The following is a 14104-nucleotide window of genomic DNA, read 5'->3' on the forward strand; positions in this document are numbered from 1 at the left end:
CCCATCGACCAGCGTCCTTTTCTCATCCTGCTCGTTAGTTTGCAGAGGGGCCGTTTGTGGGTAGCACGTGAGGACTGTCGGCATCCGTGACGTCAAAAAATTCGCGGAGGAGGAAATTAGTGGGTTTTTAGCGTGCCTCATTGAAAGGAAATGAACTCGGCGAGTAATGACTTTCATTAAATTTGAAAAAATAGCGTTGAGTGACAATTTTTTCTGCATAGGTTAGCTGATGCCGACCTAAATTGTTGCTATATCCAGAAGAACACTTCCTCCTCTTACTGGGCTGCGGCGCTAGCCATGGCGGGGCACGGCAAGAGGATTGATTGACGTTTTAGATGGAAACGTTTCGGCGGAGAAGGTGATATCATTTTTTACTTATTTTTACTGACCTGGTAGTGATGAGCTTAATGTGGCAGAAGTTGGAGTTTCGAATTCCAATTTCTGCCGTTGCTAATTGTTCTGTCAGGACATGATGATTTTGTTTTTGATCTCGTTGAGAGTATTTTCAAGTGGAGTCTTATGCTCGGATTTCAGCTTTTCAAGTGCTGATATTAAGTCAGTATCTGTTAGTGGTATTATCAGGCCGTGTCCGTTTCTGAATGAGTCTCGGCACCTTTCAATGAATAATTCTTTTTTTGAGATATCCCTGCACGTTATGATTCCGAACATGCCTCGGTTAACGGTCAGTCGCCCAATCATTTGATCAAGCTCGGGGTTTTGTATGTCCTTTGAGTAGTTCTTGCATTCTACGATTAGGTATGGGCATGGTATTTTGTGAATCATGTGGAGCATATGAAAGAATCCTTCCTTGGCTGAGTTCTCAAAGTATATATCAATCCTTTTCCTTCCCTGGTTGATCTCGGCTTCGAGTACCGGTGATGAGGCATTGGGGTAAAGTAGCATTTCAAGAATGCCAACTATTGTTTTGTGATAGTCTGATGCCGTTGATGGTCCATGTTTTATTGAGCGTAGCTTCGCAATCAATTGATCTACCACTAAATTCAAATTGAGCTCAGGATCAATTGAATCAGATGGGAGAGGTCTAACTTGTTCCGCTTGCTGGTCTCTGAAAGATTGAAAAACTAATGGGTGCTTTTCTGTAAAGTCGAATAACCACTCTTTAGTAAAGTGTTTTACTACATTTTCTTTCACTCTCTTTTTGGAAATGTATGGGGTTCCATCTTTACGGTGCTCGACCCAGATGCTCCCCGTTCTTATCTGCTCGTGTTGTAGATACTCAAGTACATGTTTATTGTAGTAGTTTTCAGGAGCATAAGCCTTGCTGTAAGATACAATTCCTTTCGGGGTGAGAAGGATCTTTTTTCCTTCAACAAGCAAAGTGTCCTCATGGGAGAATGTCCACTTTTTTCGGGATGTATCCCATATGGGGCCAGCGGAGACACCGGCTGTTAAATTTATTTTGTGTAGTTTGCATTGGGCCTGCGTATAGGTAATGAGGCTTCCTCGTATGAGATTAGTCGTCATATCAGAAACTTTGTCTTTACCGATTCCTGGGATAAATAGTCTAAAATCTTCTAAGTCGGTAATTTTTCCGGACTGTATTGCCTTGCTCCCCATAATGCTTTCGAAAAGTTTTTTTGCGTCTTCACTACCAATTCCGTTTCCTCTAGGTTTTCCTACAGAAAGCCCAAGGCAGGTTTCATTAGGCTCATGAAGATGTGAGAATAATTCAAAAGCCTCATCTTCTTTTCCTTGGCGCACTAAATCTAAGAAGTGAGAAAAGAAGGACCTTACTGCACTGGCAGCCTTCATCGACCAGCGATCTGGTCTTAACCCAAGAAGATAAGGGTCCACGAATAGTCTCGTGTCGAAATCAGTATCGATGTCGACAAAGTCGAGCTCGAATTGAGTCTTGGAGAGCTTGAATCTTTCCGAAAGCTTCATGTTTTAGCCTTTTGCAGTAATCTAAGTTAGTCGGTTGCTAATATTAAAAATGGGGGCGGATACTGCTTGTTCTTAGGAACTACCAAATGTCAGATTCGCAGAAGAGAGCATCAGTCCAAAAATAATTCCCTGCATCCTTGACCTCTATGGGGAGCGAGTATTTTTCGTAACCCGTTAACTTTAGAACAGTAGCGGCATTTTGCAATCACCAGGACAGGCTAGCGCCTAGTGGCGGGGGGGGGGGCACTAGCTCTTGGAGGGACGCAGAATTATTGCTATGCACCGTAGACCCAGAGCCTCAGATCGGGGCGTTTAGGCGAATTTGAAGCCCAGAATCGCTCAGTTTACTCAGGAAAGGCCCGATTTATGGAGCTCCCTGGAGGCCCCAATTCTGTATACGAAGGCATTTAGACGGTGGCCATGCCTGGCAAGAAGTGACTCGCCGAAGCAAGATAGCCCCATCCGGGTGAGCAGATGGGGCTTGTTAATATCATCGCTACGTTGATCTGACGTTGAGCTTGAACCTTATCCTTATTCAGGTAGTGATGACGCACTGCAACGCGCTAAATTAAATAGCGGAGCAGCATTTCATATAGTAGTGAGGTTCATTAGGTTTCATGATTTTAATATCCCACGTTGATCGGAAGATGTAGAGTTTTATTTTTCGTGATATCATAAGGCAATCATACCCCATAGCGTATATAAAAAAGCATGGAAAGCCTTAAAGTAGAATACTTAACAATTATTAATCCCAAGGAGGGTTTTTGCAGTTCCATACCTTCCTTTAATAGTCTTCTTCAGTCGTATGGAAGTATTGAGATAAAGCCCAAAGGTTTGATGTTTGCCGGGGCAAAGTTTGATTATGACGTTCAGCAAGGCGAAATACTAAATAATAACCATGTTTTCTTTCATGTTCGGCTGGCTTGTCAAGGTGATGCCGAGCGTCCGACTTTTTTACTTCTTCTAAAGTTAATCAGGACAATTCTAGCGAAGGTTGCAGAAAAGCCCGTAGAAGTACTTTGGGATGACGTTAGTAGTAGCCTTTCCGCTGCTGCTTATCCGGTTATACATGAAATAGAAAACATGATGCGAAAGCTCATAACAAAATTCATGTTGACGAAGATCGGATTGGGCTGGACGAAAGAAGCAGTGCCACGAGAGGTTGCTGAATCCGTAAAGACAAAAAAGAATGCCGCAGGAAATAATTATTTGTTTGAGACGGACTTTATTCAGTTGTCAGACTTTCTTTTTAAACCATACGCTACGGCAAACTCAACGACATTAATCGAAAAAGTCCGCTCTGCCGATTCAGTTAGTGATATCAGTATGGATGAGCTTAAAGAGCTGGTGCCAACTTCAAATTGGGAAAGATATTTTCAGCCAATAGTCAGTTGCAAGAGCGAGTATCTTCAGACTCGGTGGGTGAAGTTGTACGAGTTGAGATGTTTGGTTGCACACAATAATTTCATTTGTCAGGATGATTACGATAGCATCTTAAGGATTTCTAGCGAGGTCAAAGAGAAACTTGGTGAGGCTTTGAATAACTTAGATAGTATTCATATGTCTGCCGAGCAAAAGGAGGAGGTTGCTGAGAATATTGCGACCACTGTAAATAGAACGCACGCTGAACTAATCAATGCATGGGGGTCTATTCAGCAGCTTCTTATAGAAATCGCCATGACTGGCTTGGATCATGAGAAAGGTAGAGAGTTAATAAAGAATAAAACATCTACCAGGTTGATAATTGAGAAGTTGATGGATGAAAACATTCTCCCGGCAGATCTCTCGGGAGAATTAATAAAAATTCAACTTTCTAGAGATATTATTGTTCATAATGTGGACGCAGAGTTGAACGATAGTGTGATTGATGCCGCAGACCAAGCCAAACATCTTCTCATCGAGCTTCTTGAAGAACTCGATGAGCAGCATCCAGCTCAGTACAAGGAGTTAGAGGCTAGTGCTTGAGTTGTGTTGTTGAACTGTCGTTAGGTTTTTAAAAGCTCATATTTTATAACTTTGGTATGAGCTTTTATATAATGAGAGTTATTTTTGTTAGCATTTGTCCTTACGGTTTATCATCAACCCATTCGGTGAGAAAGTCTCACAAAATACTTCAACTCCAAACTTTATTGCTAGCGCCACAGCACTGGCAGCAAGCATGGTTGCGGAAATGCTGAATGATGTAAATGACGCAACAATTGCACCTGTTATGTATTTTTTATCATATACTACTGACAGTCCTTGGCTCCAAGCTTTATGTACTTCACTTTCAGGATTGCATACGGCTCGCCAGGCAACTCTTTTTAATGCAGAGCTTGCCCTTTTTCCTAATTCCAGCTTTGTTTCCTCTGTTATTGGAGGTGGTAAGTATTTTATGTCTGGCTTAGGTAGAGTGCGTTGGTAGGTTTCTCTAACCTCCGCCAATAAATCAATTGATCTTCTCGGTACGGCTTTTCCCATTTCGATGAGAATTTGATCTTCATTCTTGTTCATGATCATTGATATTGCGGCGTCATTTACTTCAATCAAGCTTAATGGGTCACCATTTTCATCGCGCAGGCCAATTAGAAGACTTTCTTCTTCCAGTCTCTCGATGAGACGCTTGTGAAATTGTTTGCGCCGCTCATCTGATTTGATGTTGCTTATACTGCGAACAGCATCCATTATAAGTGGGCGGCATTTGTCCAGTTCACCACTTTTAAGGTGGCATATGGCTAGCAGTGCGGTCGCCTCTAAGTTTATTCTTGTTCCCTTTGAGCTTTTCTTGATTACTCCCTCAAAGCCTAATTTTGCGTACGTAAGACTATTGGCTTCCATTGCGGTTTCAAAAAGCCAGTTTTTCGATTGCAGTAATCTTGTTTCATGTCCCGTCTTACGAAGCATTGTTTGAATTTCAGATGCGATTTTTTTTGCTTCTTGCAGATTTGCAGCCCTAACACATAGCTGTAATTTAGGTTCTAAGACTGCCAACTTTTTTATTTGGTCATTGGTCAGCGGTGGGGGCTTTGACATCTAATGGCTCCGGGTTAAAGTTTAAAACTCACCTGTCTTTATAGTTTTTGATTTTGCTCAAAAAGCAGTTAGTCTGTCTAGCCCTGAAATTGCTTGAAAATCCATGACTTTCCTAAGCGGCAGGTAAGCAGCCTTATTGTCAGACTGTAGTAGCACCGAGTCGCCTCACTTCGCCTATCGAGGTAGTGATCGATAAACCACACCACATGCTTTCTCTGCCAAGCCCAAGGTGTATTTCGCTGCCAGCGTCCTGCGATTGCAGCTTGGATAATTGCAGCCTGTCGCAAATGGCGTTGCCGCGTTGCGTGCGATCCGGTCAGCACGCCAGCCAAGAATAGCTCCATGTCGAACTGCTTACTCATGTCAATCCACCAATGTAGGCGGCGACCACCTCGATTCGACCGTGCCCCAGCTCATAGCTGATATGCCTCCGAGCCTCACGATCAAGGTGCCTATCTACCCCATAACATTGGCCGCCGTTGATGGGCGCGGGGTGCTGGGTGATATGCTCATAGCGTTCACATGCGTACGCCGCTCGTAGCTCATGGAAGCCTTTGAGGTTATGTGCATGGAGGATGCACCGTGCAGGTCGGACGATTTCCTGCAGAAGAGTCAGGTATCTTTCGTCTGGCGCAATCAGGTTGCAGCTACCCGCAGGTGACACCTGCCGTGCAAACCCAAGTGCACCTCGAACATGGTCGTCCACCGCAATCCAACGTGGCGCCGAGGCGCCGGCGCGGCCGCCTTTAGTGCCGTCCTGAATGTTAATCCTGCCTAAGTGAGCCTCACGAGTTAACCGCGGCAGGTCAGCCAAAATGGCCTCACGCAGGCGCATACCGGTGGCTCGCGCCAACAGAACAATCGCGGCTGCCCGTTGTTGATGATGGCGGCAAAGTGCATCGACGATCTGCTTAACCTGTTCGCGGTCTTGGCCCTGCGGCACTGAGTGTCGAACCCCGGTACGCCGCATACACAACGCCTTGCTCGGGCTTGGCAATTTCACGTGCTGATCACCGCGCAGCGCCGCCATGGTCCGGTTAACGCTGGATAGGCGGTTTTGTGCGGTGCTGATAGCGAGGCTACCGCACTCAACCGCATCGCGCAGATACGCCGCATAGTCCGCCAATACCTTCCGATCAATCTGCCGCGCATCATTGATACCGGGCCCATGTTCGGAGCGGCACCACTTCACGAATGCCTGCCACCGATCACAGTGCGCCTTGACCGTGCCGTAGTGGCCTCCGCCGAACATGTCTTTCAGCGCTTGTGGCCCTGCGTAGCTCAGTTGCCTGCCATACCCAAAATTGCGGCCATCCCGCCTACCTACCAATGCCATGTCGGTCACCTCATCTTCCGATTTCCAATCCTCGCCCCACGTCATCCCGCCAAGAATGTTGAGTGTTATCAGGGATCAAGGCCCCTGCGACCTGTGGGGAATGTCCACTACGCGGGACTGGCGGCTCCTTACATCCGGGAGCAAGGGCATCTCATGATCTGGCCTCCTGAACACCGTTGCCGGTGGGCGGGTGGAGGCAGTGCTGGCTGACTAAACCAACGCCTGAAGATCCTGAGCCGGGTGAACGCAGCAGTGCGATGACCGGGGCAAGCCTGACTGTCACTCAGGTGCAGTCCATTCCTTGGTCTGCGGCACCATCATCTACATCGCTGTTGCTGGTGACATCGGCGTTTGCCACGCCGATTGTTACGAGGGGGATTGCCTCAAAGCCATGTGCGATCAGGGCTGCAGCAGTGTTAGAAGTGCCCGTCTCTTTCCAGAAGAAGAGACGGACACAGGTTGGCGCAATAGTTCGGCTAAGCGGATGGGTTGCTGCAGGGCAGCACAGTACGGTGTCGCTGGCGCACGAGGGCCATGAGTTTAGAGAGCATCCATCACCGGGGAGGTGACCGGGCGAGCTGCCGGATGCGAATCGCCCTTGGGGAGAACTACCGCGGGAACGGCGTGACCTTGAAGGTTCGGGTCACCTGAGGTGCTGTCATCGACAGCCGTTGCACGGCCAGTTCTACGCCTGTGGATAAACCCGGTCAAGGGCCGAAATTAAGCGCCCTTGAGGACGTGAAAAGCGGTTATCCATCGGTGGAATTACTTGGTAAATCCCGGACAACGTCGTGGCTTTTAGCTCTTCAAAGTGAGGTCCATCCAAACAGGGCGGCTTTGCAGCCCTGTTTGGATGGACCCGTGCTGAGAAGCAGATAAGCGAGGCTGCTTGCCCCGAATCTTGGACGTTCAGTTGTTTCCGCAATTCTTGCGCCGTACAGAGCTAGCGGATCGGTACCACGTTCTTATCTCTGATTTGACCGTATGCTGAGGCAAGCAGGCTGCCGGTGGCGGCTTTCTGGATGTACTCACTCCACCAGGCCATCATCGGGCGCCGTCGCTCAATGTAGTCGGCTCGGTTGTAGGCGCTGCGCACCTCATCCTTGTCGACGTGCCCCAGTGCGACCTCAATGAGTTCCGGGTCCCACCCATGTTCATTCAAAATGGTGCTGGCCATTGAGCGCATGCCGTGGCTCACCAGCCGATCCTGGAAGCCCATGCGTTTCAATGCCATGTTGGCGGTCTGGCTATTGGCGTGGGTGCGTGGATTTCTGTCTGCCGGGAAGACGTATTCGCGATGGCCGCTGTGAGACTTGAGCGACTCCAGGAATGCGAAAGCATGATCACTCAACGGGATGCTGTGAGGGCGGCGCTTTTTCATCCGCTCCGCTGGGATAGACCAGACACGCCTTTCAAAGTCGATGTCTGCCCAGCGAGTAGTCGCCGCCTCGGTGGGGCGAGTCATCGTGTGCAACTGCCACTCGATCAGGCAGCGGGTGGTGCGTTTGATACTGGCGTTCGCGATCTCCAGCATGAGCTCGGGAAGTTCTTCGGGCGGAAGCGCAGCCATATTCTCTTTCTTGGGCTTCTTGAATACTGCCCTGATGCCGCTGAGCGAGTTGGCGAAGATCAGGCCGGCATTTACGCCGTATGTCATGATCTCGTTCAGCCGCTGACTAAGGCGCTTGACCGTCTCGAGGCTGCCTTTCGCTTCGATTGGACGAACCAATGCGATCACCATCGGCGCGGTGATTTTTGCGAGTGGTGTCGTCCTCAAGTCGGGGAGTACGTGCAGCGTGAGCGACTGCCAGATGTCCTCGGCGTATGCCGGGGTGACCGAGTGTTTCTTAAGCTCGAACCAGGCTGTGGCCACGTTCTCGAAGGTGTGTTCCGTTTCTGCGCGCTTGGCTTCACTCAGCGTGTTGCGCTGCACCTTCGGATCGATGCCTTGGGCGAGCAGCTCGCGGGCTTCGACTGCCTTCTTTCGTGCGTTCGCCAGTGAGAGTTCGGGGTAGATCCCAAAGCCGATGTTGATGCGCTTCTTGGTCACCGGTTCGCGGTAGTTGAAATTCCACAGTAATGAGCCATTGCTGCGTACGCGGAGCTGCAAACCGTCACCGTCAGTAAGGACGTAATCCTTGGACGCCGGTTTGACTCCCTTGAGCTGTCGATCGGAGAGGCGGAGGTTTTGAGCAGGCATGAGATTGTCCTCAGGCACTGATTCGGTATTCCAAAGATTGACACCGGGGGACTGGAATACCGTCTGGAATACCCGATCGGCTGAACTCAAAAACTCACAAAAGACCGCAAAAGCGCTGGAGGCCGCGTACTTACTGGATCGCAGGCACAAAAAAAGACGCCCGAGGGCGTCTTCTTCTTTGGATTTGGTGGAGCCGGGGGGATTTGAACCCCCGTCCGCCAGTACTCCGCTGTCGGTACTACATGCTTAGCCGTGTCTACTGATTTAATCCGCAGCCGCCCGACGGGCAGGGTGCTTTGGATGAGTTGTGTAAGTTTTAGTCACTTCGCCCACAACGTGCTACGCGACGATCCTGTTCTATATGACAATCAGTTCGGGTTTACAGGCATCCCCTAGTGATTGCTGGAGCCGAAGCTACCAGAAGCAAAGGTCACTTACGCTGCGAGAGCGTAGGATTCCTCGCCGAAGGTTTCGTCATTGGCAACTATAGAAGTTGCAACAGTGGATTTACGAGTTCTGTTACCAACTCGGCATGCACCTAGAGTTTCGCTACCGGCGTCGAATCCTAATCGGCCCCACACTAGCTCTTGGCTAACGCACCTTACGGCACGTAGGGCGGAGTATACGCCATTGCGCGGGCGACGTCGACAGCGGATCCGGTCGCCCGCGATTGGGCTTAGGCGCCGCCGCCGGCCGAGCCGCTGCCTTTCTCGGTTTTCTCAAGGCGCTCCAGCACTTTGCTGGTGATGGCGATGCATTCTTTGGTATCGCCCGAGGCTTGGGCGGCCTTGGCTTTGTCGACGTGCTCGGTGAGGGCCTTGTCCAGGCCTTCGGAGGTGGCGCCGGCGGTGGCCATGCTGTCGTCGATTTTCTGCAGGTTGGTGGTGCACAGGTCATCGGCGGCGAACACCGGCGAAGCCAGCAGGGTGGCGGCCGCGAACAGGGCCGAAAGCGCGGTACCTTTCATGGGAGTCTCCTCTGGGGCCTCGGGAAGGTGGGCCTGTAGGGTGGACTGTGGGGGGAGGGCGGGGGTTCAATCGGGATTCTTTTGGGGTGGGGTAGGTGCTTGGCGGGGCATGTTCGGGGGCTGGGAGATCGAGCGCCGCCCGCGCGGCGCTCGGTCTCACTGGGCAGGCCCAGCCATACCCTTAAAGCGACACCGCATGGCATGAGATTGCGGAATGCCCGGGAGTGTTTGGCGCGAGTTTTAGGGTGTTGCAGAAATCGAGCGCCGCCCGCGCGGCGCATCGCGAGCTGCGCTCGCTCCTACATTTGTTTCGGGCCAGTTACGCCTGTGACAGGCGCGCGCGACCGCCTTGTTTGTACGACGCGATATCGCGTCATGCGCCAGGGCGTTCGCGCGCAATTTCCCCAGGAATAATTGCGTGACAGGCGCGCGCGACCGCCTGGTTCATACGACGCGATATCGCGCCATGCACCAAGGCGTTCGCGCGCAAATCCCACAGGCATAATTGGCCCGAAACAAACGTGGGATCGAGCGCAGCTCGCGATGCGCCGCGCGGGCGGCGCTCGATCGCCCAGGCGCCGCACCCCTCACGGCGAACCGCCCCCCGCCTAAATACTACGCGGCCGGGTGACGCGATCGACCAGGTAAACCAACCCGTGATAGTCAATGCCACTGTGGCTCGACAGCCCAATCTCGCAGGTGCGACTGGTAGAAATCCCTTCACTGCAATACTGCACCGCATCTTTCAGGCTGCGCAGCGAGTGGGCGTTCAGCTCGGGGGTGGTGAAGCCCTTGTCCCCGGCGAACCCGCAGCAATGAATGCCTTCCGGAATCACCACCTGCTTGCTGCAACGCCGCGCCAGGTCGATCAAGGCCTGGCTTTCGCCCAGGTGCTGGGTGCTGCAGGTCACGTGCACAGCTACCGGTTCGTCCTGGGGGGTGAACTCCAGTCGGTCGAGCAGGTGGGTGCGGATGAAGCGCACGGGGTCGTACAGGTCCAGCCGGGTCTCGCCCAGGTCTTGCACCAGGCGCAGGGTGCAGGGGCTGGTGTCGCAATAGATCGGGTCGAGGCCGCCGCGGCTGGCGTGCAGCAAGGCGGTGATCAGCTCTTGGCGCTTGTGTTCGGCCTGCTCGGGGTAGCCCTTGGAGGCGAACGGTTGGCCGCAGCACAGGCTGTCGGCGTTGTCGGGGAACACCACCTGGTAACCGGCCTTTTCCAGCAGGGCGCGGGTCTTGTCCAGCAGCGAACTTTGCTCGCGATCGGAATACGCCGGGCCCATCACCCGCGACACGCAGGCAGCCAGGTACACCACGCGGGGGCGGGCGTCGTTGCTGGCCGGGCCGAAATCCAGTGGGCGCAGTGGTTGCGGCATGGCCGGGGTCCACTGCGGCAGGCGGCCCTTGCTGGCTTTGCTCATCGACGCACTCAGGCGGCCCAGGCGCGGGGCGCCTAGCAGCTTGCGTGCGGTGTTGGCAGCGGTCAGCGTCAGACGGGCGCCGCCCAAGGCCGTGTGGAAGTGTTCGGCCAGCCAGTTGGCGGTCTTGGTGTGGTCGGCGGCCTGGCTGCGCAGTTTCTTCACCAGCTCGCCGGTGTTGATGCCGACCGGGCAGCGCTGGGCACACAGGCCGGTAGCGGCGCAGGTGTCGATGCCCTGGTACTGGTAGGTCTGCATCAGTTCGCGGGTATCCATGCCGGCGCGCTGCTTGGCCTGGATGTCACGCCACATGACGATGCGCTGGCGTGGGCTGAGGGTCAGGCCTTTGGAGGGGCATACCGGTTCGCAGAAGCCGCACTCGATGCACTTGTCGACGATTTCGTCGGCGGCCGGCAGCGGCTTGAGGTTCTTCAGGTGGATGTCCGGATCTTCACTCAATACCACGTCGGGGTTGAGGATGCCGTTGGGGTCGAGCAGGCGCTTGAGCTTCCACATCAGTTGGTAGGCGTCTTGGCCCCATTCCAGCTCCACGAACGGTGCCATGTTGCGGCCTGTACCGTGCTCGGCCTTCAGCGAGCCGCCAAACTCCACCGCCACCAGTTGGGCCACGTCGTCCATGAACGCCTGGTAACGGGCGACTTCTTCGGCGCTGTTGAAACCCTGGGTAAAGACGAAGTGCAGGTTGCCTTCCAGCGCGTGGCCGAAAATGATCGCTTCGTCATAGTGATGCTTGTCGAACAGCTGGATCAGGCGGTTGACGCCCTCGGCCAGTTGCTCGACGGGGAAGGTCACGTCTTCGATGATGACCGTGGTGCCGGTCTGGCGCACGGCACCGACGGCGGGGAAGGTGTCCTTGCGGATTTTCCACAGCTGGTTGTACACGGCCGGGTCTTCGCTGAAGTCCACCTGTTGTTCCAGCGGGAAGTCGGCGATCGAGGCCATGATCTGCTGCAGTTGCTCGTGCAGCAGGCTCTGGCTGGCGGCGCGGGATTCGATCAGCAGGGCGCAGGCATTGTCCGACAGGCCTTTTACCCACAGCGGCATGCCGGGCATGTTCTGCACCGAGCGCAGGCTGCGGCGGTCGAGCAGTTCCACGGCCGAGACCGGCTGCTGCTTGAGCACGGGTACCGCGCGGCAGCAGCTTTCGACGCTGGGGAACACCAGCAGGGCGCTGGCCTTGTGCGGGTGGTCGGGCACGGTGTCGTACGTGACGGCGCTGATGAAGCCCAGGGTGCCTTCGGAGCCGACCAGCAGGTGCTGTAGGATGTCCAGCGGCTGGTCGTAGTCCACCAGTGCGTTCAGTGACAGGCCCGTGGTGTTCTTCAGCCGGTATTTGTGCCGGATGCGCTCGGCCAGCGCGGTGTTGGCGCGGGTTTCGCGGCCAAGGCGGGCCAGTGCTTCCAGCAGTTCGGCGTGGCTGTTTTCGAAGGCGGCGACGCTGGCCGGGTCTTCGCTGTCCAGGCGGGTGCCATCGGCCAGCACCAGGCGCAGGCCGGCCAGGGTGTGGTAGGTGTTCTGCGCGGTGCCGCAGCACATGCCGCTGGCGTTGTTGGCGACGATGCCGCCGATCTTGCAGGCGTTGATCGAGGCCGGGTCGGGGCCGATCTTGCGCCCGAACGGGGCCAGCCAGGCGTTGGCCTGGGCGCCGATCACGCCGGGTTGCAGGCGGATTTGCTCGCCCTGGCCACGGATCTCGCGGCCATTCCAGTTGTCACCGAGCACGATCAGCACCGAGTCGCTGATGGCCTGGCCAGACAGGCTGGTGCCGGCAGCGCGGAAGGTGACCGGCACCCGCTCGCGCTGGGCCAGCTTGATCAGGCCGACTACTTCGTCTTCGGATTCGACGCGCACCACCAGCTTGGGGATCAGCCGGTAGAAGCTGGCGTCGGTGCCAAAGGCCAGGGTGGACGTGGGGTCGTCGAAGCGGCGTTCGGCGGGTATCAGGCGCTCGGCATCACGCAGGAACGCGGCGGGCAAGCTCATGCAGTCTCCTCGCGGGGCTGTGGCGTCTGTGCGCCACATGCCCCAGGTCAATCAGGCGTTGGTTCTTGCAGGCGGTCAGGCGCCCAGTTCGCGTACCAGCGAGTCGCGGGTGATCTCGCTGATCGACTTGGCGCCGGTCAGCACCATGGCCACGCGCATTTCCTTCTCGAACAGCTCCAGCAGGTTCTTCACCCCGGCTTCGCCATGCACGGCAAGGGCCCAGAGGAAGGCCCGGCCGATCAGCACGGTGTCGGCGCCCATGGCGATCATGCGCACCACATCGAGGCCGCTGCGGATGCCGGAATCTGCCAGAATCTTCAGGTCACCTTTGACCGCGTCGGCGATTGCCGGCAGGGCGCGGGCGCTGGACAGCACGCCGTCGAGCTGGCGGCCACCGTGGTTGGACACGACGATACCGTCGGCACCGAACTTGACCGCATCGCGGGCGTCATCGGCATCGAGAATGCCTTTGATGATCATCGGGCCGTCCCAGAACTCGCGGATCCACTCCAGGTCTTTCCACGAGATGGACGGGTCGAAGTTGTTGCCCAGCCAGCCAATGTAGTCGGCCAGGCCGGTGGGGTTGCCGCGGTATTTCGAGATATTGCCCAGGTCGTGCGGGCGGCCCATTACGCCAACGTCCCACGCCCATTCGGGGTGGGTCATCGCTTGCAATACCCGGCGCATCGGCCCGTTCTTGCCGCTCATGCCGGAGTGCGCGTCGCGGTAGCGGGCGCCGGGCACCGGCATGTCGACGGTGAACACCAGGGTCTTGACCCCGGCAGCCCTGGCCCGCTCCAGCGCATTGCGCATGAAGCCGCGGTCCTTCAGCACATACAGCTGGAACCACATCGGCCGGTTGATGGCGGGCGCCACTTCTTCGATCGGGCATACCGACACGGTAGACATGGTGAACGGGATGCCATGGGCGGCGGCTGCACGCGCGGCCTGCACTTCGCCACGGCGGGCGTACATGCCGGTGAGGCCGACCGGGGCCAGGGCCACCGGCATGCTCAGGGTCTCGTCGAACAGCCGGGTCTCAAGGCTGAGTTCGGACATGTTTTTCAGCACGCGCTGGCGCAGGGCAATGCTGGCCAGGTCGGACACGTTGTGGCGCAGGGTGTGTTCGGCGTAGGCGCCGCCGTCAGCGTAGTGGAACAGGAAGGGGGGCAGCTTGCGTTGGGCCGCGGCGCGATAGTCGGTAGAGGCAGAAATGATCATGGATTCTCGCAGCGTTGCTTGTGGGGAATGCCGGGCGCTTGACG

At 54.9% G+C, this 14104-nt stretch carries 9 protein-coding genes and 1 other RNA gene; 1 reads left to right on the forward strand and 9 read right to left on the reverse strand.

Going from position 1 to position 14104, the window contains the following annotated elements:
• Positions 1 to 462 precede the first annotated feature (462 nt).
• Positions 463 to 1905 (reverse strand): hypothetical protein, encoded by a 1443-nt coding sequence (locus OO258_RS14850; protein WP_266031229.1) that lies wholly within the window; start codon positions 1903 to 1905, stop codon positions 463 to 465.
• Positions 1906 to 2616: 711 nt separating this feature from the next.
• On the opposite strand from OO258_RS14850, the gene OO258_RS14855 reads away from it, so the two are divergent.
• Entirely contained in the window at positions 2617 to 3870 is a 1254-nt protein-coding gene (locus OO258_RS14855; RefSeq protein WP_266031231.1) for a HEPN domain-containing protein, read from the forward strand.
• Positions 3871 to 3957: 87 nt separating this feature from the next.
• On the opposite strand, the gene OO258_RS14860 is transcribed toward OO258_RS14855, so the two are convergent.
• The 8 genes from OO258_RS14860 to lldD all read right to left on the reverse strand — a co-directional run bounded on the left by OO258_RS14860 (position 3958) and on the right by lldD (position 14060).
• Positions 3958 to 4917 (reverse strand): hypothetical protein, encoded by a 960-nt coding sequence (locus tag OO258_RS14860; RefSeq protein ID WP_266031233.1) that lies wholly within the window; start codon positions 4915 to 4917, stop codon positions 3958 to 3960.
• A gap of 77 nt (positions 4918 to 4994) precedes the next feature.
• Complete coding sequence (locus OO258_RS14865) at positions 4995 to 5279, reverse strand: hypothetical protein (RefSeq protein WP_027610092.1); 285 nt, start codon at positions 5277 to 5279, stop codon at positions 4995 to 4997.
• Positions 5276 to 6253, reverse strand: a complete 978-nt coding sequence (locus OO258_RS14870) for an integrase domain-containing protein (RefSeq protein ID WP_266031237.1) — start codon at positions 6251 to 6253, stop codon at positions 5276 to 5278. The genes OO258_RS14865 and OO258_RS14870 overlap by 4 nt, the downstream gene beginning before the upstream one ends.
• A 943-nt stretch (positions 6254 to 7196) precedes the next feature.
• The gene (locus tag OO258_RS14875) at positions 7197 to 8453 is read right to left on the reverse strand and encodes an integrase domain-containing protein (RefSeq protein ID WP_266031239.1); all 1257 of its coding nucleotides are present in this window, start codon (positions 8451 to 8453) and stop codon (positions 7197 to 7199) included.
• A 185-nt stretch (positions 8454 to 8638) separates the two neighbouring features.
• Positions 8639 to 9030, reverse strand: a transfer-messenger RNA (tmRNA) gene (gene ssrA / locus OO258_RS14880).
• A gap of 99 nt (positions 9031 to 9129) precedes the next feature.
• Positions 9130 to 9420: a hypothetical protein gene (locus OO258_RS14885; protein WP_110748155.1), complete on the reverse strand. Its 291-nt coding sequence runs from the start codon at positions 9418 to 9420 to the stop codon at positions 9130 to 9132.
• A gap of 608 nt (positions 9421 to 10028) precedes the next feature.
• Positions 10029 to 12839, reverse strand: a complete 2811-nt coding sequence (locus OO258_RS14890; RefSeq protein ID WP_266031242.1) for an FAD-binding and (Fe-S)-binding domain-containing protein — start codon at positions 12837 to 12839, stop codon at positions 10029 to 10031.
• 75 nt (positions 12840 to 12914) lie between these two features.
• The gene (gene lldD / locus OO258_RS14895) at positions 12915 to 14060 is read right to left on the reverse strand and encodes an FMN-dependent L-lactate dehydrogenase LldD (RefSeq protein ID WP_110746127.1); all 1146 of its coding nucleotides are present in this window, start codon (positions 14058 to 14060) and stop codon (positions 12915 to 12917) included.
• Positions 14061 to 14104 lie beyond the last annotated feature (44 nt).

It is taken from the genome of Pseudomonas sp. DCB_BI (assembly GCF_026240995.1).
Taxonomy (GTDB): domain Bacteria; phylum Pseudomonadota; class Gammaproteobacteria; order Pseudomonadales; family Pseudomonadaceae; genus Aquipseudomonas.

What these genes read in the sequence shown, in the direction of transcription:
- OO258_RS14875 (WP_266031239.1), bottom strand. Translation starts at nt 8,453, where the DNA reads ATGCCTGCTCAAAACCTCCGCCTCTCCGATCGACAGCTCAAGGGAGTC.
- lldD (WP_110746127.1), bottom strand. Translation starts at nt 14,060, where the DNA reads ATGATCATTTCTGCCTCTACCGACTATCGCGCCGCGGCCCAACGCAAG.
- OO258_RS14890 (WP_266031242.1), bottom strand. Translation starts at nt 12,839, where the DNA reads ATGAGCTTGCCCGCCGCGTTCCTGCGTGATGCCGAGCGCCTGATACCC.
- OO258_RS14855 (WP_266031231.1), top strand. Translation starts at nt 2,617, where the DNA reads ATGGAAAGCCTTAAAGTAGAATACTTAACAATTATTAATCCCAAGGAG.
- OO258_RS14850 (WP_266031229.1), bottom strand. Translation starts at nt 1,905, where the DNA reads ATGAAGCTTTCGGAAAGATTCAAGCTCTCCAAGACTCAATTCGAGCTC.
- OO258_RS14860 (WP_266031233.1), bottom strand. Translation starts at nt 4,917, where the DNA reads ATGTCAAAGCCCCCACCGCTGACCAATGACCAAATAAAAAAGTTGGCA.
- OO258_RS14870 (WP_266031237.1), bottom strand. Translation starts at nt 6,253, where the DNA reads ATGGCATTGGTAGGTAGGCGGGATGGCCGCAATTTTGGGTATGGCAGG.
- OO258_RS14885 (WP_110748155.1), bottom strand. Translation starts at nt 9,420, where the DNA reads ATGAAAGGTACCGCGCTTTCGGCCCTGTTCGCGGCCGCCACCCTGCTG.
- OO258_RS14865 (WP_027610092.1), bottom strand. Translation starts at nt 5,279, where the DNA reads ATGAGTAAGCAGTTCGACATGGAGCTATTCTTGGCTGGCGTGCTGACC.